Source organism: Streptomyces sp. NA04227 (assembly GCF_013364195.1).
GTDB lineage: Bacteria > Actinomycetota > Actinomycetes > Streptomycetales > Streptomycetaceae > Streptomyces.
Window position 1 is genome coordinate 7610268 of record NZ_CP054918.1, and the last position, 22068, is coordinate 7632335.

The following is a 22068-nucleotide window of genomic DNA, read 5'->3' on the forward strand; positions in this document are numbered from 1 at the left end:
TGGTCAGATCGCCGCGGAGTCGCGTACGGAGCGGGCCAGATCGTCGTCGCCGAGGTGGGAGAACGCGTCCGCGGCGATGTGGGCGCCGATCTGCAGGCTCGACGTCGCCGCGGGTGAGGGCGCGTTGAGCAGGTGGATCGCCCCGGGTGTGCGGTCGATGACGAAGTCGTCGACGAGCTCGCCGGTGGCGGTGACGGCCTGGGCCCGCACCCCGCTGGTGTGGCGGCGCAGGTCCTTGGCGTCCAGCGTGGGGACGAGCTTGCGAACTTCTCGCACGTACAGCGGCGAGATCAGCGACCGGCTCATCTCGGCGACCCCGTAGCGCCAGTATCTCCGCGCGAGGCCGCGCAGGGCCGGGTCGCGCACCATGTCGGTGAGCATTCGTGGGTCGATGTCGCGCCACCGGTAGCCTTCGCGCGCCAGGGCGGGCACGGCGTTGGGGCCCACGTGCACGGAGCCGTCGAGCATGGGGGTGATGTGCACCCCGAGGAACGGCAGGTCCGGGTCGGGCACCGGGTACACCGGGTTGCTCACCACGTCCCTGCGACCGGGCCGGACCTCGGTGTACTCACCGCGGAAGGGCATGATCCGTACGGTGGGGGTGTGGCCGGCCGCACGAGCGATCCTGTCGCTGTGCAGGCCGGCGCAGTTGACGAGCACGCGTGCGCGGATCTCCGCGCCGGGAGTGTGGACCACCGTCCGCTCGCCGCCTGCACGAATCTGAAGCGCGGGTGCGTTCGTCCGCAACGTCGCGCCGAGCTCGGTCAGTTCCCCGGCCAACGCACGGCACACGTGAGCGAAGTCGGTCATCGCGGTCTCGGCGACCGCGAGTGCGGCGATCCCTGCGACATTCGGCTCCCGCTCGGCGATCTCGCCCCTGTCCAACCGCCGCACGGTGACCCCGTTGGCCTCGCCACGCTGGGCGAGCAGCTCAAGGCCCGGCAGCTGACTCTTTGCGGTGGCCACCACGATCTTGCCCGTGCGCTTGACGGGTACGTCGTGCTGCTCGCAGTAGCGGATCATGGCCTCGCCGCCGGCCCTGGCAAGGCGGGCCTTGAGGCTTCCGGGCCGGTAGTACAGGCCGCTGTGGATCACGTTGCTGTTGCGCCCGGACTGGTGGGCTCCCCATTGGTCCTCCTTCTCCACCACCGTGACGGTCCTGCGGGGATCGGCGCGCAGGACCGCCCTGGCCGTGGCGAGACCGACCACCCCTCCCCCGATGACGACGACATCGACAGCTTCGGACATCTTCCGAACCTCCATGAGCGCAGCGAATCACTGCGACTGTATACATTCGCTGCGTCTGCACACAAGGCGATACACTCCAGCAATGATCCCCGCGACCCGGAGCCACAACAGCGCCAACGTGATCGCCGACCGACTGCGCGCTTCGATCCGGCTCGGTGAGCTGCTCCCCGGCACCCGGCTCGTCCAGGAAAAGCTGGCGGCCGAGCTGCAGGTCAGCCGTATCCCACTGCGCGAAGCCCTGCACACCTTGGCTGCCGAAGGCTTGATCGAAGTACTGCCCCAGCGCGGCATGCACGTCGCGGAGCTGAGCCGGGCCGACATCGAGAACCTCTTCGAGCTACGCCTGCAGCTGGAACCAGAGCTGGCGGAGGAAATCGTGCGAGGCTGTCGGGACCGCGACGTCGACGAACTGCAGTCACTGGCCGACGAGATGCGCGCCAAGGGACCGGACGCCTCCGGCCGTGCCGCCCTCAATTACCAGTTCCACCGGCGCATCTACGAACTGTCGGAACGCAGGCTCTCCCTACGCTTCATCGACCAGTTGCTGCACCTCGTGGAGCCCTACAGCCGCCGCTGGGTGCACTCCGGACACGAACTCACACGCATCGACGACGAGCACGCAAAGATGGTCGAGGCGTTGCGCACCCATGACGCGGAACTGCTACGACAAATGATCGTCGCCCACGTCGAGGGTGCGCGTGACCATGTCCTCGGACATCATCCCGTCTGACAGCATCTGGAAGGTCTCCCCCTTCGGCGATCACCACGTGTACGGCAACGACGGACGCGCTTCTCCACCCGCGGCAAGGTCGTGACGACGCGGTGGTGGTGGGGGAGGGGGGACCCGGCGGCGGGTGTGGCCGGGGTAGATCTGGGGTTTCCCCGGCACGAGTGAGTGGCATTGCGGCCCGATTTCCGCGGCCAGGGGCGCTCCGTGACGGTCACGGTGACGTGGGCAGGGAGACGGGGAGGGACTGCTCGGTCCAGATGATCTTGCCCTTGGCGGTGTAGCGGGTGCCCCAGCGCTCTGTGCACTGGGCCACCAGGAACAGGCCGCGGCCGCCTTCGTCGGTGAACGCGGCGCGACGCAGGTGGGGTGCGGTGATGCTGCCGTCGGACACCTGACAGATGAGCGAGGTGTCACGGAGCAGACGGACCTGGATGGGCCCGGTGCCGTGGCGGATGGCGTTGGTGACCAGCTCGCTGAGCACCAGTTCGGTGGTGAACGCGGCTTCCTGTAGGCCCCAGTCGTTCAGTTGCCGGACGGCGGCCTTGCGCACGTCGGCGACGGCATTGGGGACAGCGGGCACGTCCCAGCTCGCGATCTGCTCGGCGGCCATGGCGCGGGCACGGGCGACCAGCAGGGCGATGTCGTCGTCGTTGCCGGCCGGCAGGAGAGCGCTGAGGGCGGCGTCGCACGTCTGCTGGGGAGAGCGGCCGGGGTGGGAGAGCGCACGGCGGAGGATTTCGAATCCGGTGTCGATGTCGCGACTGCGGGACTCGATGAGGCCGTCGGTGTAGAGGGCGAGTTGGCTGCCCTCGGTGATGTCGAGAACCAGGGTCTCGAAGGGGAGCCCGCCCACCCCCAGCGGTGGCCCGGCGGGGACTTCGAGGAACTCGACGGAGCCGTCGGGGTGGATGAGGGCGGGCGGGGGGTGGCCCGCGCGGGCCAGGGCGCAGCTCCGAGAGACCGGGTCGTAGACGGCGTAGAGACAGGTGGCGCCCACGATCCCGTCACTGTCGTCGGCCGAGGCCGTGTCGTGGTCGATGCGGCTGACGAGGTCGTCGAGGTGGGTCAGGAGCTCGTCGGGGGGCAGGTCGAGCGCGGAGAAGTTGTGCACGGCGGTCCGCAGACGGCCCATGGTGGCGGCGGCATGCAGGCCGTGGCCCACGACGTCGCCGACGACCAGGGCGACCCGCGCGCTGGACAACGGGATCACGTCGAACCAGTCGCCACCCACTCCGGCGCGTGCGGGCAGGTAACGGTGGGCGACCTCCACGGCCACCTGCTCGGGTGTTCCGCGCGGCAGCAGGCTGCGCTGCAGTGTCACGGCGGTGGTGTGCTCGCGGGTGTAGCGGCGGGCGTTGTCGATGGAGACGGCCGCGCGGGCGGCCAGTTCCTCGGCGACGGCCAGGTCGTCGGTCTCGAACGGCTCGGACTGGGGCGCGCGTGAGAAGGACGCGACCCCAAGGGTGACGCCACGGGCGCGCAGGGGGACGGTGATGAGCGAGGCATCGCCGCCTTCCGGTTCCGGGCCGTCGGCCCCCGGGGGCCGGGCGGGCGTTGCCGTGGGGTCCTGCACACCGGGTACGAGCACTGCTTTTCCCGAGTCGAAAGCTTGGGCCTGCGGCGTCGACGGACCGTGCCGGATCAGCTCGCCCACGGACCGTGGCAGGCTGTCCGCGCCCGCGCCCGCGCCCGTGTCCGCGGCCGCGACCCGGCGCAAGTGCGTGCTGCTGTCGGAGGGCTCCTCTCCGGCCAGCACGGACTCCACAAGATCGACGATGGCGGTGTCGGCGAACCCTGGCACCGTCGCCTCGGTCAGCTCCTCGGCGGTTCTGGTCACATCCAGACTGCTGCCGATTCGCGCACTGGCCTCGTTCAGCAGCCTCAGCCGGGTGCGGGCCACGTCGGCCTTGCCGGTCAGCGCCCGCAGTTCAGTGGTGTCACGGAGGGTGGCAACGCTCCCGTACCGGCGGACACGCCCCTGCGTGGGGCGGAGGTTGACGGCTAGTACCCGTTCTCCGGCGAGGTGGATCTCGTCGGTTGCCGATCGCCCGGAGGCAAGGAGGTCGGCGAGGGGCTCGTCCAGCCCGAGGTCGGTGACGGGACGGCCCTGCGTGCCGTCCGGCAGGCCGAGCAATCGCTGCGCCTCGTCGTTGGCCAGCAGCAGCCTGTGCTCGCCGTCGATGATGAGGACGCCTTCACGCACGGAGTGCAGAACGGCGTCGTGGTGCTCGTACATGCGGGTGATTTCCTGGGGCCCCAGGCCACGGGTCTGGTGCCCCAGCCGTCTGCTGACGAGCGCGACACCGCCGGTGGCGAGGAGCAGTGCGCCACCGGCGGAGGCGAACAGGACAGGAAGGTGCGCCACGCTCTCCGGCGCGATTCCCACGGCCACGACGCCGATGACCGATCCGTCACGATCCGTGACAGGCGCCAGCCCCTGAACCGCCTCACTGCTGAAGGGCCCGTCGCTGGACACCGTGTAGCTCTCACCGCGCAGGGCCCGCTCGATACTGCCCGGGTAGGACCGTCCGATCTGTGCCGGGTCGCGATGGGTGTACAGAATGCCCTGGGTGCTCACCACCGCGACGGACTCCGCGTCGGCCAGCGACCGGGCCTCCTCGGCGCGCGGCTGCAGGGACGCCGAGGGGTCGTCCCCGCCGAGCGCGGACACCGTTGCGGGGGAGTTCGCGAAGGTCTCGGACGCGGCCAGCGCCTGCTCGCGGGCGTGTTCCTGACTGTGCTGGACCGCGTTCCACACAAAGGTGCCCACTGCGCCCGCGAAGAGCAGCGACACGACCGCCACGAGCAGGATGAACACCTGGGTGGCCACGCTGCGCAAGCCCATGGCCGATCGCCAGCCCGACGCGTCCGATACACGGCCCATTTATCACGCTTACCACGTATCAAGTGGTTTGTCTTCGCCCCAGGGTGCAGCCCGCGACTCCGCTCTGGTCGGCCCAGCCGCGGAGGACAGCGTCCGCCCTGCGCAGGTGAACGTCATGTCCGGTTTGTCGTGTCGGGCCGTGGTGAGGGCGGCTTCGGGTTCCCACCCCAGCGCCGGCCGGCTGCGGAGTGCTTCTCGGTTGACGGCACAGCGTTCGTCCGTATGCGGGCCATGGAGCGTCTGTCGCATGGGGCGAGTGTCGCGATGCGGCTGCGTGCCGTGGTCTCCTCGGCACGGGTTCGCGCCAAGGAGACGACAGCATGTGCGGGCGGGCCTCACCTGACGTTGACCGTGGTCCAGGCAGCGGCCGCGGTCTTGTACTCCTGGCTGGTGGTGCCGTACAGATCCTTGGCCGCTCTCAGGGCGGCCGCACGGGCACCGGAGTAGGTCGTCGTCGAGGTCATGTAGACGGTCAGGGCGCGATACCAGAAGGCGGCCGCCTTCTGGTTGCCGATGCCGGTGACCTTGGAGCCGTCGTACGTAGGGCTGTTGTACGTGACGCTGTAGATGGTCTTGGCGCCGCTGCCCTCACTGGCGAGGTAGAACCAGTGGTTGCCGACGCCCGAGGAATGGTGCACGTCGAGCTTGCCTACCCGACGACCTCGGCGTCACCGTTGGAGCTGTTCGAGGCTCTGGAGCCGGAGTTGCGCTGGTGCATGCCGACAACAGCGGCAATCCGGATCTGATGGCGGCGGTCTGCGGATGAACGCCCGCTGCAGGAGGCGTTCTCCCCCCAAGCACAGCCCGCTGCATCCGTGTCTCGCCGAGGGGGAGAGGACATCAGCTCCAATGCCCGGGACTACCGGGTGTGTTACGGCCGCCGCAGCGGTGGCAGTGCGTCGAGGGTGGGGCGGATTGCGTGTTCCGCCTTCTCCGGGTACGCGAAGTCCTGCGCCTCGGCCACCTCCTTGGCCAGCCGGGCGAAGAGGTCGGCCGTCGCCTGTGCTGCCTGCAACATCCCGTCCACCGTGAAGTCGCCGAAGATCCTGGGCAGTTCGTCCCAGATCCAGGGCTGGGCCCACTGCCGCATGCGGGTGCCGCCGTACCAGATGTCGTGGCCGGTGCCCTGACGAGTCAGAGCATGCCACTCGATCATGGACTCCAACAGTTCTTTCGTGGTCCGGTCCCGTGCTTGCGCCACCCACAGCTCACCGCGGGCGAGGTAGCGCGGCAGGTGCGCCACTTCGAACCAGAACTCCGCGCACAGCTCTGCGAATTCCTCGGCGTCCGGCAGATCCACATCTGGCGTTCCTGGGGCGGCTGGCAGCTTCGCTGCCAGCCCGTCCCGGTCCAGCAGCACTTCGTAGCCCCGGACGTGCACGTCGTCCAGTCCGTCCGTGGCCATCTTCTCCAAGAGGTCGACTGGCACCACCTGGAAGTCGGCTTTCACGCCGCCTTCGAAGAACACCAGATGCGCCGGGTTCTCCCAGGGGCCCTCCAGCGCGACCTGCACCGCCACTGGGCCGAGTTCCAAGACCCAGTCGCCCTCCTCATAACTGTCGGGATCGGTGGTGTAGATCTCGATGTCGTGGTCGGAGAGAGCGTCCACTGTGCCGTCGTTGCGGGCGCGTGACCCGGTGCGGAGCACGGCCCGGACATCCTGCCGGTTGTGGGCCCAAGCCAGCACCCGGGTGACGATTCCCTCGTCATCTATGTGGATCACAGCCGTCATGGTAGGCGGTCCCGAGCCCCCGTTTGCGTAGCAACTGGCCTGGCGTCACGGTCACATGGCCGGACGAGTGGGCGCCGCCGTAGGTCGAGACCTCGGCGTAGAGGTAGTCGTAGTCCTTCTCGATGTCCCACCAGCCGTCGAGCTCGAGGGACGCCTTGGCCTTGCCGGCCAGGTCGATCGAGCGGGAGAGTGCGTTCTTGAGATCGTCGCCCAGGTCGCTCCACCACTGCTTGGAGCCCTGGTCAGGCTTCTTCTGCCGCTTTTCTGTCAGCGGTCCGACCGATGAAGAGTTCCACCGGGACGGAAGGGGCCCCGGCTTCCGGCAGCCGCACCAGCCACCGGCCAACTATTCGCACACCCCGGGAAATTGAGGGGAATGGGGGAACTACGGATGCCCGGGAGAAATGGTCTTGTCGCCCGGTCCCCCAGGATCCGGACCGCCGCCCTTCCCCTCAGCCTCCGGACCACCGGATTTCCCGGTCCCCGGACCACCGGCCTCCCCGGGCTCGGCCTCCACCCGCGTACCGGGATGGGCCAGAGAGCACAGGAAGGCGATGCCGCAGGCGATCGCCATGCCGTAGAACACCCACTGGTTGGCCTCGGCGAAGTCCATACGGATCGCCGACATCGCCTTCCGCATCACCGCCGCCGAACCGCCTCCGCCGGAGGGCTCCTGGTCGTCGGGATGTCCCGTGACCGCCTCCGCGATGCCGCGGGCCGTGTTGTGAGAGGCGCCCTCGGACAGGCCCTTCGCGGTGAGCGTTTCGGTGACACGGTTGGTGGTGACGTGGGTGAGGACGGTGCCGAAGACCGCGAGGCCCACACTCGCCGCGTAGTTGCGCACCGTCTGGGTGATGCCGGTGACCTCGCCGTACGAGGAGCCGACCGCCCGGTTGACCGCGTCGGTGGACGCGGGCGAGAGGAGCAGGCCGATTCCCGCGCCGGCCAGCGCGGCGTAGGGCCACTGGTCGTGGAAGGAGAGATCGGTCAGCTTGTTGGCCCACAGGGCGAAGCCGACCGTGGCGAGCGCGGTGCCGATCTTGAGTGCCGGGCGGGCACCCCGGGTGTCCAGGATCCTGCCGCCGCGCTGGGAGGCGAGCCCGAACCCGGCGAAGAAGTAGAGCATGTACAGCGCGGCCTGGTTGGGCGAGGCGCTCAGCGAGACCTGGGCGTACACCGACATGAAGAAGAACACCGGCACGAACGCCGTCATGGCGAAGAACAGCACCAGCATGTCCACCGTGAAGGCCCGGTCGTGGAAGACCCGGAAGGTGATGAGCGGGTCCGCCGCCCGCAGCTCGTACCGCCAGAAGAGGACCAGCACCACGAGCCCGCCGATGATGCATGCCCAGGTGGCGAAGCTGCTCCAGCCCCAGGCGGACGCCTGCTGGAGACCGAACACTCCGAGGCCCATGCCGACGGCCACCAGTACCGCGCCCGGTACGTCGAGCCGTTCGGGGCGGCGGGTGCTGGGAATGCGGGCGAGGGCGGTCAGTACCAGCGCGATGACGGCCACCGGCAGGTTGATCCAGAAGATCGCCCGCCAGGTCCAGTCCGTGAGCCAGCCGCCGAGCAGCGGGCCCACGGCGGTGAGCGCCCCGGACAGCCCGAAGAACAGGGCGATGGCCCTGCCCCGCTTGTCGACCGGGAAGACGGCGACCACCACCGCAAGTGCGGCAGGGAACATCAGGGCCGCACCCAGCCCCTGGGTGGCCCGGAAAATGACCAGCCAGGTCTGGGCGAAGTCGTTGTCCGGCACACACCCGCAGAGCACCGAGGAGATGACGAAGATCAGGGTGCCGATGACCATGATGACGCGGTGCCCCACGATGTCCGCGAGCCGCCCGCCGAGCGCGAAGAAGGCGGCAAGGGACAGCAGGTAGGCGTTGATGACCCACTGCATCCCGGACGAGGACAGCGACAGTTCGTCGACGATGCGGGGCGCGGCCACGCTCACGATCGTCTGGTCGATGAAGGTCATCGACACCGCGAAGAGAGTGGCCGCGAGCGCCAGAGCCTGATGCGGTCCCTCCCCGGCCACCGCAGCGGATCCGGAGTCGCCCCTACGGCCCGTTGTGTCACCCATGGGCCGATCCTGGCCCGGGGCCGCCGGGGGGTGCACGCTGGGTGGGCCATGTGGTTGGGCGCGGGGGGCAGGGGGCGAGGACATAGGGCGAGGACATAGGGCTCTAGGCAGGCACAAGGAGGACATGGACGGGCACCGTGCCCGAGTGGAGTTTCACGCTCCGCCTCGATCAGCCGCTGACTCCGGAGCAGGCAGACGCTGTCGACCACCGTGACGTGCATGCCTTCAACGAGCACCCCGACCAGGCTTTCAGGGTGACAGGCCGGCTGACCCACCCCTGTCCGCCGTGCGGATCCCGGCGCCTCCCCGGCCACGAGACACAGCGGCGGCTTGCGACAACACCCCTGGTCAAGACGCGGATCTCGACCGGTAGATGGGCAGCCGAGCCCCCTGCTAAGGTGCGCCGATGTCATCGGTCAAGCAGTTCCAAGTCACCTTCGACTGCGCGGAACCCGAGCGCGTCGCCCGCTTCTGGTGCGAGGTGTTGGGGTACGTCGTATCGCCCCCGAAGGGATTTGCCACTTGGGACGAATTCGATCGGTCGCGGCCGCCCGAGGATCAGGGCTCATGGTTCGCGTGCAGTGACCCCTCGGGCGTGGGCCCGCGCCTGTTCTTCCAGCGCGTTCCCGAAGGCAAGGTCGCCAAGAACCGGGTGCATCTTGACGTGCGAGTCGGTACCGGGCTCGTGGGCGCGGAGCGCCTGGCCGCGCTGGAGGCGGAATGCGCCCGACTGGTCCCGCTCGGCGCGGTACGCGTGCGACTGCTGGCGGATGACAACGATTCGTGCATCCTGATGCAGGACTTCGAGGGCAACGAGTTCTGTCTGGACTGACCCCCGGAGAGGGCGAGGTGGCAAGTCACCTCGCTTGACTCTCGGAGCGTCTACTTCACCTTGTACTCGCAGGTCTTGCTGCTGCCCGCCGACTGGTCCACGACGGTCTTTCCGTCGACCGTGATACGGCAGGCCGCCTGTTCCAGCATGCCGTCGGAGCCCTTCACCGAGCCCGGGACGACGGACACGAGCACGCCGACGCTCTGCTCCGCCTTGGTGAGGGAGAGGGTGCGGGTCAGCTTCCAGGGCAGGCTGACCCGTTCCATTTTGTTGCTGCCGAGGATGTACATCACCTGGGAGCTGCCCGAGCCCGGCACCTCCAGGGTGACCTCGCGCTGCACCTCACCGGAGGAGCCCGGCCCGCTGCCGGTGGAACCGCTGTCGGTGTCGTCGGAGTCCTTGTGCGAGGAACTTCCCCGGGACTTCGACTTGGACTTGCCGCTGTCGCCGCAACCGCTGAGGCCGGCCCCGAGACCGAACACCATGACCGCCGTGACCGTACCGGCCATCGCTCGCCGGACCCTCTCGCGCACCGCTGACTCCTTGTGATCGAAAAGCTGCGCCGTGATCCTAACCGGTGATCAGGAATGAGCGAACTCGCCTGACAGGCAGGGCAGTTGGTGCTCGGCGGCCGCTGCGGGGACGGTCCCTGCGGCCGCGACCTCAACGGGCGGCTCGGGGATGCCGCAGACGCCCGTCATGGACCTCGGCGATCCGGTCGACCGCTGTGAGGTGGCTGCGATCGTGCGTGACCAGGACGGTGGCGGTGGCCCGTTGCCGGGTGAGGCGGTTGAGCAGGGCGATGACGGCGGCGCCGCGGTCGTGGTCGAGGGCGCTGGTGGGTTCGTCGACCAGGAGGACGGTGGGGTCGTTCATCAGGGCACGGGCGATGTTGACGCGTTGGCGCTGACCGCCGGAGAGCTGGTGAGGGCGGCGGTGGGCCTGGTCGGACAGGCCGACCGCGTCCAGGAGTTCCAGGGCGCGCGTACGGGCCCTGGTCGCACTGCGGCCGTCGATTCGGGCCATGACCTGGAGCTGTTCGCCTGCGGTGAGGGCGGGCAGCAGGTTGGGCTACTGGAAGACGATGCCGATCTTCTCCCGGCGCAGGCGGGCGAGTTGGCCACGGCTGAGGCCGGAGGTGTCGGTGTCGTCGATCGTGACCGTACCGGTGTCGGGGGTGATCAGGGTGGCGGCGACGGCCAGCAGGCTCGACTTGCCGGAGCCGGAGGGGCCGACCACGGCGGTGAGTCCGCCTCGGGGGACGTCGAGCGTGACGTGGCTCAGGGCGGTCAGGCGGGTGTCGCCGTCGGGGTAGGTCAGGGTGATGTCGGCCAGGCGCAGGCTCATCGTGCGCTCCCCAGTGCGGTCAGCGGGTCGACGGAGGTGATGCGGCGGATGGGCAGGGCGGCGCCGAGGGCGCCGAGGAGCGTCATCACCGCCGCGGGGATCAGGACACCGGTGGGGGTGAGGAGGAACGGAACCTCGCTGTCGGCGAGGAGGGCGCCGAGGGCGACGGCCGTGCCGGTGCCGATCAGGGTGCCGCCGACGAGCAGGACGGCCGCCTGCCCCAGGGCGTCCTTGAGGAGGCTCGCGGTGGAGGCACCGAGGGCCTTGAGGACGGCGACATCCGCGCTGCGCTGGATGGTCCAGACGGTGAAGAAGGCACCGGTGACCAGGGCGGAGATGGCGAAGAGGAATCCGCGTATGAGCTGGAGAGAGCCGTTCTCGGAGGTGTAGGAGCCGATCGCGGACAGAGAGTCGTTCTTGGAGACGGTCCTGGTGCCGGCGGCTCGGTCGGCGGCGTGTGTGTCGGTGCCGGAGGTGGTGTTCAGCGCGATCACGGTCGCGGTTGGAACGTCGCCGGTGTCGTTCGGGGGTGCGGTCCTCTGCCAGGTGGTGAGGCTGGTCCAGATGACCGGGGTGTGGTTGAAGAAGGCATCGCCCTCGACGGCGGCGACCGTCAGTTTCCGCCCGGCCAGGGTGAAGGTGTCGCCGGAGGCGAGGCCGAGGTTGTCGGCGGCGGTGGTGGAGAGCACCGCGGTGTGTGCGTTGATCTCGTCGCTGTCGGGGAGCAGACGGGAGTCCGGCCGGACTCCGAAGGCGGAGATGCCGGTGCTCTTGTCACCGGCGGTGGCCTTGGTGGTGGTGATGCCCAGTGGTTCGGCGCTTGTGACGCCGGGAGTCGTGGCCCACCGTTCCCACTGCCGCGCGGTGACGGTGGAGTTGGCGTACGAGAGATCGTGTCCGCCGCTGGGCGCCTGGAAAGCGATGCTGTCGGCGGGCAGGCCGGTGAGGGCGGAGATGTTCTGCTGGCGCAGCCCGGCGGTCAGGCCGGACAGGAGGCCGACAAGCAGGGTGATGAGCACGATGACGGTGCCCATCAGGGCGAAGCGGCCCTTGGCGAACCTCAGATCTCTCCAGGCGACGAACACGGCTCTCGACTTGCCCTTTCCGGCGGTGGAAGCGGAATGCCCTCACCCTCGTCGTCGGCGCCCGGTCCGGGCATCCGGCACGGGAGGTCACTTCGCGGGCCGAAGGACAGCACACGGGTTGTAACTTTCGGGGGAGGCCGTCCCGGGCGCCGGTCCCTAGGCTGGAAGGCACTGTGAACGCCGCCCCCGCTGCCCTGACGCCGACCACCCGGGCCCTGGCCTGGTGCCTGCACCTGTTGTTCGTCGCCCTGCTCGCGCTCGCCGCGGTCCGGGCCGTCGTCGACGACCGCCCGCACGCCGGGGCGACCGTCGCCGTGGCGGCGGCGTGTGCCGCGGTGTACGCGGTCGGGCCGCTCGTGCCGCGTATCCACCGCTCGCGCCGGGCCGCGGCCGGATGGCTGGGCGCCGTCGGCGCCTGCTGGCTGGTGCTGCTGATCCTGTCGGCCGACGGGGTCTGGGTCGCCTTCCCGCTGTACTTCCTGCAGCTCCACCTGCTGCCGCGCCGCGCGGGCCCGGCCGCCGTGGCCGCGACCGCACTCACGGCGATCGCCGCGTACGCCGCGCACCAGCACTCCTTCGGCGCCGCCATGGCGATCGGTCCTGCCCTGGGTGCCGCGGTCGCCGTCGCGGTGGTACGGGGCTACCAGGCCCTGTACCGGGAGAGCGAACAGCGCCGACGACTCATCGAGGAACTCACCGCTACCCGCGCCGACTTGGCCCAGGCCCAGCACACCGCCGGGGTGCTGGCCGAACGGGAACGCCTGGCACGGGAGATCCACGACACCCTCGCCCAGGGCCTGACCAGCATCCAGTTGCTGCTGCGCGCCGCCGAACGCGCCCTGCCCGGCGCACCGGAAAGCGCCGCCCGTCATGTCGACCAGGCCCGCCAGGCCGCGGTGGACAACCTGGCAGAGGCCCGCCGTTTCGTCGCCGCTCTCACCCCGCCCGCCCTGGAAGGCGCCACTCTGTCCGGCGCGTTGGAGCGGTTGTGCGCCACCACCAGTGCCCGGCACCGGCTCGCCGCCCGCTTCCAGCTGACCGGTGACCCGGTGCCGCTGTCGACCGCGCACGAGGTCGCCCTGCTGCGCATCGCCCAGTCCGCCCTCGCCAACACCGTTCGCCATGCCGAGGCCACCACCGCCGAGGTCACCCTCGGCTACCTCGGCGACCACGTCACCCTCGATGTCGTCGACGACGGCAGCGGCTTCGCCCCGGACCAACTGCCCGCCCCCGACCCCGAGTCCGGCGGCTTCGGGCTGGCCGCGATGCGCGCCCGTACCCACGCACTCGGGGGCACTCTCACCGTCCGATCCGCCCCCGGCAGCGGCACCGCCCTCGCCGCCAGGTTTCCCCTGGCACCGCCCGCCGACAGCGAACCCGAGGCACGCCCGTGACCGACAACCCCATCCGGCTGCTCCTGGCCGACGACCATCCGGTGGTGCGGGCCGGACTGCGCGCCGTCCTGGAGACCGAACCCGGCCTCCTGGTGGTCGCCGAGGCCGCCACCGCGGAGGAGGCGGTCACCCGTGCCGCCCGGGGCGACATCGACGTCGTACTGATGGACCTGCAGTTCGGCAGGGGGATGGGGGGAGCCGAGGCCACCGCGCGGATCACCGCCCGGCCGGACGCCCCCCGCGTGCTGATCGTCACCACCTACGACTCCGACGCCGACACGCTGCCCGCCATCGAGGCCGGCGCCACCGGCTACCTGCTCAAGGACGCCCCGCCCGCGGACCTGGCCGCCGCCGTACGCACCGCCGCCCTCGGCCGCACCACACTGGCCCCCGCCGTCGCGGACCGCCTCATGAACCGGCTGCGCGCCCCCGGCACCGCCCTGACCCGGCGGGAGACGGAGGTCCTCGTCCTGGTGGCCGAGGGCCTGTCCAACCAGGTCGTCGCGGGACGGCTCCACCTGACCGAAGGCACCGTCAAATCCCACCTCGCCCGCGTCTACGCCAAGCTCGGTGTGGACTCCCGCACCGCCGCGGTCGCGACCGCCATCGATCTCGGTCTCATCCGCCGCTGACGACGACGTCCGCATCCCAGGGACGCGGGGCGGGCGTCCGCCCGGTTGGCCCCTCCCCGGACCGCGATGTTCACTGGTCGGAGGGGGCGGGCGTGGGCCGAGGACGTTCCGGAGCCGGGAGGTGCCGATGGACCCGGTGCGGGCGCTGGACCGAATCGCCTTCCTGCTGGAACGGACGTTGGCGGAGACCTATCGGGTACGGGCGTTCCGTACCGCGGCCGCAGCCCTCGCCGAACTCGCGCTGGACGAGGTCGCGCGCCGGACCGAGGACGGCACGCTCGTGCGGATCAAGGGAGTGGGGCCGAAGACGGCCAAGGTCGCCGAGGAGGCGCTCGCGGGCAGGACGCCGGACTATCTGGAGCGGCTGGAGGCCGAGGCGGCGACGCCGCTCGCCGACGGTGGCACCGCACTGCGCGCCGCCCTGCGCGGGGACTGTCATCTGCACTCCGACTGGTCGGACGGTGGCAGCCCGGTCGACGTGATGGGGCGTACCGCGGCGGACCTCGGCCACGCGTGGGCGGTGCTCACCGACCACTCGCCCACGCTTAAGGTCGCTCGTGGGCTCGACGCCGACCGGCTGCGCGCCCAACTCGACCTGGTGGCACGGCTCAACGAGGAGTGGGCACCGTTCCGGCTGCTCACCGGGATCGAGTGCGACATCCTGCCGGACGGCTCGCTCGACCAGGAGCCGGAACTGCTCGAACGACTCGACCTCGTCGTCGCCTCCGTCCACTCGAAGCTGCGGATGGAGAGCCCGGCCATGACCCGGCGGATGCTGCGGGCCGTGCGGAACCCGCTCACCGATGTGCTGGGCCACTGCACCGGGCGCCTGGTGACCGGCGGACGCGGCACTCGTCCCGAGTCGCGGTTCGACGCGGAACAGGTCTTCGCCGCCTGCGCCGAGCACGGCACCGCACTGGAGATCAACAGCCGCCCCGAACGCAAGGACCCGCCCCGGCGTCTGCTGCGTCAGGCGCTCGCCGCCGACGTACTGTTCGCCATCGACACCGACGCGCACGCTCCCGGCCAGCTCGACTGGCAGATCATCGGGTGCGCCCGGGCGGAGGAGTGCGGGGTGCCCGCCGAGCGCGTGATCAACACCTGGTCCGCGGACCAGCTCCTGGAGTGGACCCGCACCCGGAGACAGCCCGAGCGCGTCGGGTGAGCCACCGGCTTGCGGCTCGCGCGGTCTCGTTCCCGGGGCCCGCCCTTCCGGCTCTGGTTCCGTACCCCGCCCCGGTTTCCGTCCGTGCCCCCGACCGGCTCAGCGAAACGCGCACGCCGCCCGCCGAACTGATCAGCTGACCGGAGACTCAGTACCCCTACGAGGGAGCTCAGCATGGCGATCGTCGCGGTTTTCGATATGCCGGGGATGACCCAGGCACAGTACGAGCAGAGCGCGGAGATGGTGGCGGGCCGGCCCGGCCCGGTCAAAACCCCCGCCGACTGGCCGGTGGCCGGTCTGCTCTCGCACACCTCCGCCCCCACCGCCGACGGCTGGCTCGTCGTGGACGTCTGGGAGTCCGAGGAGGCGTTCCGGCAGTTCGGCGAGAGGATCATCCCGATCCTGCGCGAACTCGGGGTCCCGGACGTGGAGCCGCGGGTCTATCCGGTGTTCTCCATGGTTCCTCGCTGATCGGTACGGTCCACCGAGGGCGCCGTACTCGGCGGAGTGCGCTACGGACGTGGTCGCCTCTCAGGACGCGACCGCGACCGCCGTCCAGGCCGCGGCGACCGTGTTCCGCCTCCGCGCTCTGCTGCCCGTAAGGGTCCGTGGTGGACACGGGCCGGCCGCGGTGCGCTCCCGCCGTTCCTCGGCCCCTTGCGGTCGGGGACCTTCTCGTAGAAGTCCCAGGCGTGCGATTCCTTATGCGACGCCCGCGGCGGCGCTCTGGGCGTTCCGCGTCGTGCCGTTCCCCCAGACGTTGCCGTCCTCCTTGAACAGCATGCCCTTCACGTGCCGTACGCGTACGCGATCATGAGCCGTACGCGTACGCGCGGGCACCCAACGAGTAGGCATCCGGGCCGAGTTCGTGGCTGCGGGGCCGGGCCTTCCGTGACCCGGCCGATCGCGGGGTCAGCGCGCCAGGCGCTCCGTCCCCTCGTCGCTCTGGCGACGGGCGAGCCAGGCCTCCGTGATGTGGGCCTGCATGGCGGCCGCCGCGCCCGCCGCGTCGCCCGCGGCCATCCGCTCGAAGATCTCGCGATGGCCGCGGTTGGAGTCGACGCAGTCCGAAGTGGTGGGACTGCCCACGTACTTGGCCGCGTCGGCGGCCTGCAGTTCCAGGGAGTGGACGACGCCGCGGGCGATGCGGTTGCCGGAGGCCTTCATGATCAGGTCGTGGAACTCCTTGTCGCGTGGCATGTACGTGGGCCAGTCCGTGACCAGGGTGTCCATCAGGTCGACCAGCGCGCCGAGTTGACGCAGCCCGGCCTCGTCGAGGGTGCCGGTGGCCACGAAGACCATGTCGGCTTCCAGCAGGCGCCGGGTGACGACAAGGTCGTCCAGGACCGACGAGCCCGGATCGGTGCTGATGGTCGCGGCCAGCACCTGTGCGTCGAGCAGATTCCACGCGTCGCGCTCGGTGACCAGGGTTCCGGAGCCCTGCCGTACCCGGACCAGGCCCTTCTCCTGGAGCATCTTCACGGATTCACGGATCACGGTCCTGCTCACCGAGAACGTCTCGCACAGTGACGGCTCGGTGGGCAGGGCGCTCCCCGAGGGATAGACGCCGGAGACGATCCGCTCGACCAGTTCCCGGGCGACGGCCGTGGACAGACCGGCCGGTCGCCGCGTCCACGCGGGTGTCGCCGCCGAACCGTCTGCTGGTGAACCGATACTCACGGTGACAGGCCTCCCGCATTCTCTGCTGTGACGATCGCGTTCTCGCGAGCTCGCGGAATCCATCATACGAATGACGTTGACGACAGTCGTCATACGACTTATGTTTCCCGGGAACTTGGCTGTCCGTACTCGGAGGTACCAGTGCAAAACGATCAGATCCGTCCGGTGGCGCAGCCCCCGGAACCTTCCGGGAGTGCGGCGCCCTCGTTCCCCGAGCCGCCTTTCCGGCACTTCTCACTGCGGGGCGCCTTCGCGGTCTTCGGACCCGGCGCGGTGTTCGCGTCCATTTCCATCGGCGGCGGCGAGACGGTCTTCGCCGCACGCGGTGGCGCGGTGTTCGGATACGCGATCATCTGGGTGCTCGTCCTGGGCGCGATACTCAAGGGCGCGATCATGTACGCGGGCAACCGCTACGCGGTCCTGACCGGCGAACACCCCATGACCCGATGGGCACGCACCGTCCCGGGACCGCGCGGCTGGTACCCGGCGGTGCTCGGCGGCCTCGCCATCCTGTCGTTCCCCACCGCCGCGGCCGGAGTCTCCCTGATCGTCGGTGACTACGCGGCCTCGCTGCTCGGCGGCACCGGCGTGCTCTGGGCGACGATCATGCTGGTCGTGTGCTGTGTCCTGTCCTGGATCGGCGGTTATCAGTTCCTGGAGCGGGCCCAGACGGCGATCGTCGGTGTGATGCTCGCCGCCATCCTGGTCTCCGTCTTCTGGGCACGGCCCGACTGGCTCGGCGTACTCGGCGGATTCCTGCCGCAGATGCCCAAGTTCGAGGGCTGGCTGTCGACTTCCTACCCCTCGGTCGCCGAACGGCCCGTATGGGTCGAGGTCGTGATGTACATGGGCGGCATCGGCGGCGGTGTCTTCGACTTCATCGGCTACACCGGACTCCTGCGCGAGAAGAAGTGGGGTCTGCTCGGCCGCGAGGAGGTCAGCGCGCTCGAGGCGCGGTACGACGCCACGCCCAAGGGGGAGTACCTGCCGCTGCCGACGGGTGAGAAGGAGATCGCCAAGGCGAAGTCCTGGACGCTGGTACCGCTCGGCGACGTCCTGCTGTCCTCGGCCGCGATCGTCGTCTTCACCGCGGCCTTCGTCATCAACGGTGCGAACCTGCTGCACGACAAGCAGCTCGTGCCCGCCGACGACAACCTCCTGTCCAACCAGGCGAGTTTCCTCGAAGTGCTCTGGCCGGGCCTCGTCTATCTGTACTACGTGGCGATCTTCTGCGCGTTCTTCGGCACCCTGCTCGCGCTGTGGGAGGTCTACTCGACGACCGCGCACGAATCCGTCGCCGCGCTCAGCCGTACCGTGCGCAAGAAGGGACTCGCGTCCACCAGGCGCTGGGTCTACCCGTATGTGCTCGTGGCGTCGCTGCTGCTCGTGTGGACCGGCATCGACCCCGTCGTACTGCTCACCCCGACCTCCCTGGTCGGTGGCGTACTCGGCGTCGGCACCATGGCCTTCGCGATGGTGTGGACCGAACGCAAGGTGTTGCCGCCCGCCTACCGCATGCGCGGGCTGGGACGCTGGTTCCTGCTGCTCTCCGGTGCGGTACTCACCGCCTTCGGTGTGGTGGCGATCCTGCAGCAGATGGGAGTACTCAAGTGACCGGCATCAGGATGCGATCCGTGTTCCGCCGTGGCTTCGCCTGGCACTGGGCGGTGGCCGCGCTCTCCTTCACCGTGCTGTCCGTACTGCGGGTGGTGGACGGTCAGGGCCGTACGGCGGCGGGCTTCGCCGCACTGGCCGCGGTGGCCTTCGCGCTCACCGCCTTCCGGACCCGTACGGCGAGGACCGGCGACGGCCCCGAGCGGGCGCCCGCTGCCGCCGCCGTCGCCGGAGGCGAAGCGGAGCGGCTGCGGCGCACGCACGACGTGTACCGGTCGCGGCTCTCCGGCTGGCGGGCCATCGGCGTCGCCGCGGTGCTCATGGGCGCCGTCGGGATCGCCTTCTTCCCGCTGCTGACGCTGGTCGCCGCGCCTGCCGCGCTGACGGCAGTGCTGAAGCAGCGTCGGTACGCGCGGGGCCACCGTGCCCTGGCCGCGGAACTCGGGCGACGGGGCGTGGCCGTGGCCGCGTGACGGAACTGGTTGTGGGAAGGGCCCAGCCGCCGGTGGTGCTGTGCGACGCACGGCACCACCGGCGGTTTTGTCTGTCCGAGGACGACTCGGCACGGCCGAGCGCGACGGAACAGTCGGGGCCGACCGGGGCCGCGGTGGGTCAACCGGCACCGGCCGGGCCGGGGGAGAGCGACCGACACGGGCCGGGCCGGGGGAGACACCGGCACCGCCGGGGCGGGGGAGACCAATCGCGGCCGGCCGGGACCAGGGAGGTCAGCCAAGACCGACCGGGTAACCCGGGAACAGCCGAGAGCCGCGAGGGAAGGCGCGAGTACAACCCCGAACAGCCGTGCGCGGCGGGCCGACCACTGTCGGAACCCGCCGCGCACGGCCTGGTGGGGAGGGGGACCTCAGCCGCTCGTCATCACCCCGTCGACCCTGCGCGGCACACCGGCGCAGTCGTCCCGGAGCTCGACGGGCAGAAGCGACGTGGGGGCGTCCTGCCAGGCCTGCGGGCGCAGGAAGCGGCGCATGGCGAAGACGCCCACCGAGGTGTGGACGGAATTGGTGGCGGGCCAGGGGCCGCCGTGGTGCTGGGCCCAGGAGACACGGACCCCGGTCGGATAGCCGTTGAAGACCAGCCTGCCCGCGGCGCGGGTCAGGACCGGCACCAGCCCGGCCAGGAGTTCTTCCTCGTGGGGCTCTGCGTGCACCGTCGCCGTCAGCGAACCGGGCAACTGGGCGAGGGCGGAGCGCAGGGCCTCGTCGCCGTCGTGGCGGACCACCACGACGAGCGGGCCGAAGCACTCCTCCAGTACGGCGCCGAGGGAGTCGGCGTCGGTGGTGAGCACCTGCGGCGTGACCGTGCAGCCCTCCCCGTGCACGGCCCCGCCCGAGGCGACCGCCGTCACGGCGTCGGTGGCGGTCAACCGCTCACCGGTCTTCGCGTACGAGTCGGCGATGTGGCGGTTGAGCAGCACCTGTGCCGGTACCTCGGCGACGGCGCTGCCGAGCAGTTCGACGAGCCGGTCGCCCGGCGCGCCCGCAGGGACGAACACCAGACCCGGCTTGGTGCACAGCTGTCCCGCCGAACCGGTGACGGACTGCGCGAGTCCCGCGGCGATGGCCTCGGGTCGTGCCTGTGCCGCGCCCGGGGTGACGACGACCGGGTTGAGGCTGCCGAGTTCGCCGTAGAAGGGGATGGGCTCCTCGCGGGAGTTGACGATGTCGAGCAGGGCTCGGCCGCCGCGCGGGGAGCCGGTGAAGCCGACCGCCTTGATCCGCGGATCCGAGACCAGGGCGATGCCCGCCTCCCGGCCGAAGACGATGCCGATCGTTCCTTCCGGGGCGCCGGTGTCCGCGACCGCGGCCCGTAGCGCCTCGTACGCCGCTTGCGAGGTCAGCAGATGCGAGTCGTGCGCCTTGACGACGACCGGGCAGCCCGTCGCCAGCGCCGAGGCGGTGTCGCCGCCGGGCACCGAGAAGGCGAGCGGAAAGTTGCTCGCGCCGAACACGGCGGCCGGGCCGAGGGGGATCAGCATGCGCCGGATGTCGGGTGCGGCTCCGAGCGGTGTGTCCCGCGCGTGGTCGATGGTCGCTTCGAGGTGGCCGCCCTCGCGTACAGCCTCCGCGAACAGCCGCAACTGGAAGGTGGTACGGGCCAGTTCGCCGCGTATCCGTGCCTCGGGCAGGCCCGTCTCGGTCATCGCCGTCGTCACCAGGACGGACTCGGCGAGTTCCAGGCGCGCGGCCATCGCGTCGAGCAGTGTGGCCCGGTCGTGCCGGTGCATGGCGGCGAGCAGCGGGGCCGCGCGGTGGGCGTCCGCGACCACCCGCGCCACGTCCTTCGGGGAACTGCGGTGCAGCCCGGTCGGCGTCGTGGTTCCGGTGCGCGGGTCCGTCGAGACGAGCGGGGCGGTGCGGTGGGGGTCGGTGGTCACAGCAGTCCTCTCCTTGCCAGATTGCGCATGAGGTCGGCGGCGCCGAAGGTCCACGGCTCGCACTTCTCGCTCGCTTCGACCCGATTGACCAGGCCGCCGAGCGACTCGGTGGAGATCCGTACGAGGTCGCCGCGGTGGTGGGTGAAGCCCATGCCCGGCTCGTCGCGGTCCGCGGTGGGCGCGAACATCGTGCCGAGGAAGAGCACGGCTCCGTCGGGGTACTGGTGGTGCGGTCCGGTCAACTGGCCGACGAGTTCCTCGGGATCGCGGCTGATGGCGCTCAGCGAGGAGGTGCCGTCCATGGTGAATCCGTCGGTGCCCTCGACCCGGAGGCGCACGGTCGCCTCCCGTACGTCGTCCATGCCGTACGTCGCGTCGAAGAGCCGCAGGAACGGGCCGATCGCGCAAGAGGCGTTGTTGTCCTTGGCCTTGGGCAGCAGCAGCGCGGAGCGGCCCTCGATGTCCCGCAGGTTCACGTCGTTGCCGAGCGTCGCGCCGACGACGGCTCCACGGGAGGTGACAGCGAGGACGACCTCGGGCTCCGGGTTGTTCCAGCGGGAGCAGGTGAGAACACCGATCTCGGCCGCGGTGCCGATCGCCGACAGGGGCTGGGCCTTGGTGAAGATCTCGGCGTCGGGGCCGATGCCCACTTCGAGGTACTGGCTCCACAGCCCCTGTGCGACCAGGATCTCCTTCAGCCGCGCCGCTTCGGGCGAGCCCGGGCGGACGCGGGTCAGCCGGCCGCCGAGGGCGTCGAGGATCGCCGTACGGACCTCCTCCGCCCCGGCGGCTTCGCCGCGTACCCGCTCTTCGATGAGCCGTTCCAGCATCGAGTCCACGAAGGTGACGCCCGCGGCCTTGACGGCTTGGAGGTCAACGGGTGTGAGCAGCCAGGGGAGTTGAGGGTCGCGCGGGGTGGCCGCGGTGTTGGCGAGGACGTCGGCGAGGGGCGCGACGTAGCGCCGCGGCGCTGCGGCGACGGCGGCGGCCGGATCCGGCTGCTCGCACAGGTCGCGGACGGTGGGGAAGGCCGCGGTGATGTCGTGCAGCGCACCGTCGCGGACGGTTACGACCGCCGGCCCTGCCTCTGCGGAATCCCATATCCGTCCGACCAGGGTGCCGCGGGTGCCGTCGACGGGAAGCGTCTCGTCGACATCGGCGGCCCGAGCCGCGAACGTTGCCGCATCTGCGGTGTCCGCCGCGGATGGGGTGTCTGCGGTGTCTGCGGTGCTCATGCTGATCTCCCG

The 22068-nt window shown here is 70.4% G+C and carries 18 protein-coding genes and 3 pseudogenes; 8 read left to right on the plus strand and 13 right to left on the minus strand.

The features are described 5' to 3' along the window. Positions 1 to 3 precede the first annotated feature (3 nt). Positions 4 to 1248 (minus strand): L-2-hydroxyglutarate oxidase, encoded by a 1245-nt coding sequence (gene lhgO, locus HUT18_RS31995; RefSeq protein ID WP_176103991.1) that lies wholly within the window; start codon positions 1246 to 1248, stop codon positions 4 to 6. An 82-nt stretch (positions 1249 to 1330) separates the two neighbouring features. On the opposite strand from lhgO, the gene HUT18_RS32000 reads away from it, so the two are divergent. Continuing rightward, entirely contained in the window at positions 1331 to 1978 is a 648-nt protein-coding gene (locus HUT18_RS32000; RefSeq protein WP_176103992.1) for a GntR family transcriptional regulator, read from the plus strand. 211 nt (positions 1979 to 2189) lie between these two features. Here HUT18_RS32000 and HUT18_RS32005 read toward each other — a convergent pair whose 3' ends face one another. The 5 genes and pseudogenes from HUT18_RS32005 to HUT18_RS32025 all read right to left on the minus strand — a co-directional run bounded on the left by HUT18_RS32005 (position 2190) and on the right by HUT18_RS32025 (position 8680). Beyond that, positions 2190 to 4823 (minus strand): SpoIIE family protein phosphatase, encoded by a 2634-nt coding sequence (locus HUT18_RS32005; RefSeq protein ID WP_368661561.1) that lies wholly within the window; start codon positions 4821 to 4823, stop codon positions 2190 to 2192. Between the two features lie 374 nt (positions 4824 to 5197). Then, positions 5198 to 5515 (minus strand): annotated as a pseudogene (locus tag HUT18_RS32010) (M4 family metallopeptidase); the annotation flags it as partial. A 218-nt stretch (positions 5516 to 5733) separates the two neighbouring features. Continuing rightward, positions 5734 to 6585 (minus strand): aminoglycoside 6-adenylyltransferase, encoded by an 852-nt coding sequence (locus tag HUT18_RS32015; protein WP_254878897.1) that lies wholly within the window; start codon positions 6583 to 6585, stop codon positions 5734 to 5736. Positions 6586 to 6661: 76 nt separating this feature from the next. Further along, positions 6662 to 6841, minus strand: a pseudogene (locus HUT18_RS34080) (hypothetical protein); the annotation flags it as partial. Between the two features lie 138 nt (positions 6842 to 6979). Further along, positions 6980 to 8680, minus strand: a complete 1701-nt coding sequence (locus HUT18_RS32025; protein WP_176103997.1) for an MFS transporter — start codon at positions 8678 to 8680, stop codon at positions 6980 to 6982. Between the two features lie 406 nt (positions 8681 to 9086). Between HUT18_RS32025 and HUT18_RS32030 the strand changes: the two genes are divergently transcribed. Next, entirely contained in the window at positions 9087 to 9512 is a 426-nt protein-coding gene (locus HUT18_RS32030; RefSeq protein WP_176103998.1) for a VOC family protein, read from the plus strand. A gap of 50 nt (positions 9513 to 9562) precedes the next feature. Here HUT18_RS32030 and HUT18_RS32035 read toward each other — a convergent pair whose 3' ends face one another. The 3 genes and pseudogenes from HUT18_RS32035 to HUT18_RS32045 all read right to left on the minus strand — a co-directional run bounded on the left by HUT18_RS32035 (position 9563) and on the right by HUT18_RS32045 (position 11944). Next, the gene (locus HUT18_RS32035) at positions 9563 to 10045 is read right to left on the minus strand and encodes a hypothetical protein (RefSeq protein WP_176103999.1); all 483 of its coding nucleotides are present in this window, start codon (positions 10043 to 10045) and stop codon (positions 9563 to 9565) included. A gap of 130 nt (positions 10046 to 10175) precedes the next feature. Next, positions 10176 to 10859 (minus strand): annotated as a pseudogene (locus tag HUT18_RS32040) (ABC transporter ATP-binding protein). Beyond that, the gene (locus HUT18_RS32045; protein WP_176104000.1) at positions 10856 to 11944 is read right to left on the minus strand and encodes an ABC transporter permease; all 1089 of its coding nucleotides are present in this window, start codon (positions 11942 to 11944) and stop codon (positions 10856 to 10858) included. Before HUT18_RS32045 ends, HUT18_RS32040 begins: the two are co-directional and overlap by 4 nt. A gap of 173 nt (positions 11945 to 12117) precedes the next feature. Here HUT18_RS32045 and HUT18_RS32050 point away from each other — a divergent pair, with 173 nt between their 5' ends. The 4 genes from HUT18_RS32050 (at position 12118) to HUT18_RS32065 (ending at position 15606) form a co-directional block, all read left to right on the plus strand. Next, entirely contained in the window at positions 12118 to 13338 is a 1221-nt protein-coding gene (locus HUT18_RS32050) for a sensor histidine kinase (RefSeq protein ID WP_176104001.1), read from the plus strand. Then, positions 13335 to 13970, plus strand: a complete 636-nt coding sequence (locus HUT18_RS32055; protein ID WP_176104002.1) for a response regulator transcription factor — start codon at positions 13335 to 13337, stop codon at positions 13968 to 13970. The genes HUT18_RS32050 and HUT18_RS32055 overlap by 4 nt, the downstream gene beginning before the upstream one ends. A 127-nt stretch (positions 13971 to 14097) precedes the next feature. Continuing rightward, positions 14098 to 15135 carry a PHP domain-containing protein gene (locus HUT18_RS32060; protein WP_176104003.1) on the plus strand — a complete coding sequence of 346 codons (1038 nt, stop codon included), beginning with the start codon at positions 14098 to 14100 and terminating at the stop codon, positions 15133 to 15135. Between the two features lie 174 nt (positions 15136 to 15309). Beyond that, complete coding sequence (locus HUT18_RS32065; protein ID WP_176104004.1) at positions 15310 to 15606, plus strand: hypothetical protein; 297 nt, start codon at positions 15310 to 15312, stop codon at positions 15604 to 15606. Between the two features lie 231 nt (positions 15607 to 15837). Here HUT18_RS32065 and HUT18_RS32070 read toward each other — a convergent pair whose 3' ends face one another. Further along, on the minus strand, positions 15838 to 15990 hold the full coding sequence (locus tag HUT18_RS32070) for a hypothetical protein (protein WP_176104005.1): 153 nt from the start codon (positions 15988 to 15990) through the stop codon (positions 15838 to 15840). A gap of 57 nt (positions 15991 to 16047) precedes the next feature. Further along, positions 16048 to 16815, minus strand: coding sequence for a FadR/GntR family transcriptional regulator (locus HUT18_RS32075; protein WP_254878898.1), 768 nt, complete (start codon positions 16813 to 16815; stop codon positions 16048 to 16050). A gap of 165 nt (positions 16816 to 16980) precedes the next feature. On the opposite strand from HUT18_RS32075, the gene HUT18_RS32080 reads away from it, so the two are divergent. Together HUT18_RS32080 and HUT18_RS32085 are read left to right on the plus strand one after the other, a co-directional pair. Continuing rightward, entirely contained in the window at positions 16981 to 18429 is a 1449-nt protein-coding gene (locus tag HUT18_RS32080) for an Nramp family divalent metal transporter (protein ID WP_176104006.1), read from the plus strand. Continuing rightward, complete coding sequence (locus HUT18_RS32085; RefSeq protein ID WP_176104007.1) at positions 18426 to 18902, plus strand: hypothetical protein; 477 nt, start codon at positions 18426 to 18428, stop codon at positions 18900 to 18902. The genes HUT18_RS32080 and HUT18_RS32085 overlap by 4 nt, the downstream gene beginning before the upstream one ends. A 389-nt stretch (positions 18903 to 19291) precedes the next feature. Here the strand turns inward: HUT18_RS32085 and HUT18_RS32090 are convergent, their stop codons facing one another. Next, positions 19292 to 20821 carry an aldehyde dehydrogenase (NADP(+)) gene (locus HUT18_RS32090; protein WP_176104008.1) on the minus strand — a complete coding sequence of 510 codons (1530 nt, stop codon included), beginning with the start codon at positions 20819 to 20821 and terminating at the stop codon, positions 19292 to 19294. Continuing rightward, a complete protein-coding gene (locus tag HUT18_RS32095; RefSeq protein WP_176104009.1) occupies positions 20818 to 22056 on the minus strand; it encodes a fumarylacetoacetate hydrolase family protein in 1239 nt (412 codons plus the stop codon). The genes HUT18_RS32090 and HUT18_RS32095 overlap by 4 nt, the downstream gene beginning before the upstream one ends. Between the last annotated feature and the right edge of the window lie 12 nt (positions 22057 to 22068).

Coding starts and splice junctions, on each gene's coding strand:
- lhgO (WP_176103991.1), bottom strand. CDS start 1,248: ATGTCCGAAGCTGTCGATGTCGTCGTCATCGGGGGAGGGGTGGTCGGT.
- HUT18_RS32000 (WP_176103992.1), top strand. CDS start 1,331: ATGATCCCCGCGACCCGGAGCCACAACAGCGCCAACGTGATCGCCGAC.
- HUT18_RS32005 (WP_368661561.1), bottom strand. CDS start 4,823: ATGGGCTTGCGCAGCGTGGCCACCCAGGTGTTCATCCTGCTCGTGGCG.
- HUT18_RS32025 (WP_176103997.1), bottom strand. CDS start 8,680: ATGGGTGACACAACGGGCCGTAGGGGCGACTCCGGATCCGCTGCGGTG.
- HUT18_RS32030 (WP_176103998.1), top strand. CDS start 9,087: ATGTCATCGGTCAAGCAGTTCCAAGTCACCTTCGACTGCGCGGAACCC.
- HUT18_RS32060 (WP_176104003.1), top strand. CDS start 14,098: ATGGACCCGGTGCGGGCGCTGGACCGAATCGCCTTCCTGCTGGAACGG.
- HUT18_RS32065 (WP_176104004.1), top strand. CDS start 15,310: ATGGCGATCGTCGCGGTTTTCGATATGCCGGGGATGACCCAGGCACAG.
- HUT18_RS32070 (WP_176104005.1), bottom strand. CDS start 15,990: ATGCCTACTCGTTGGGTGCCCGCGCGTACGCGTACGGCTCATGATCGC.
- HUT18_RS32095 (WP_176104009.1), bottom strand. CDS start 22,056: ATGAGCACCGCAGACACCGCAGACACCCCATCCGCGGCGGACACCGCA.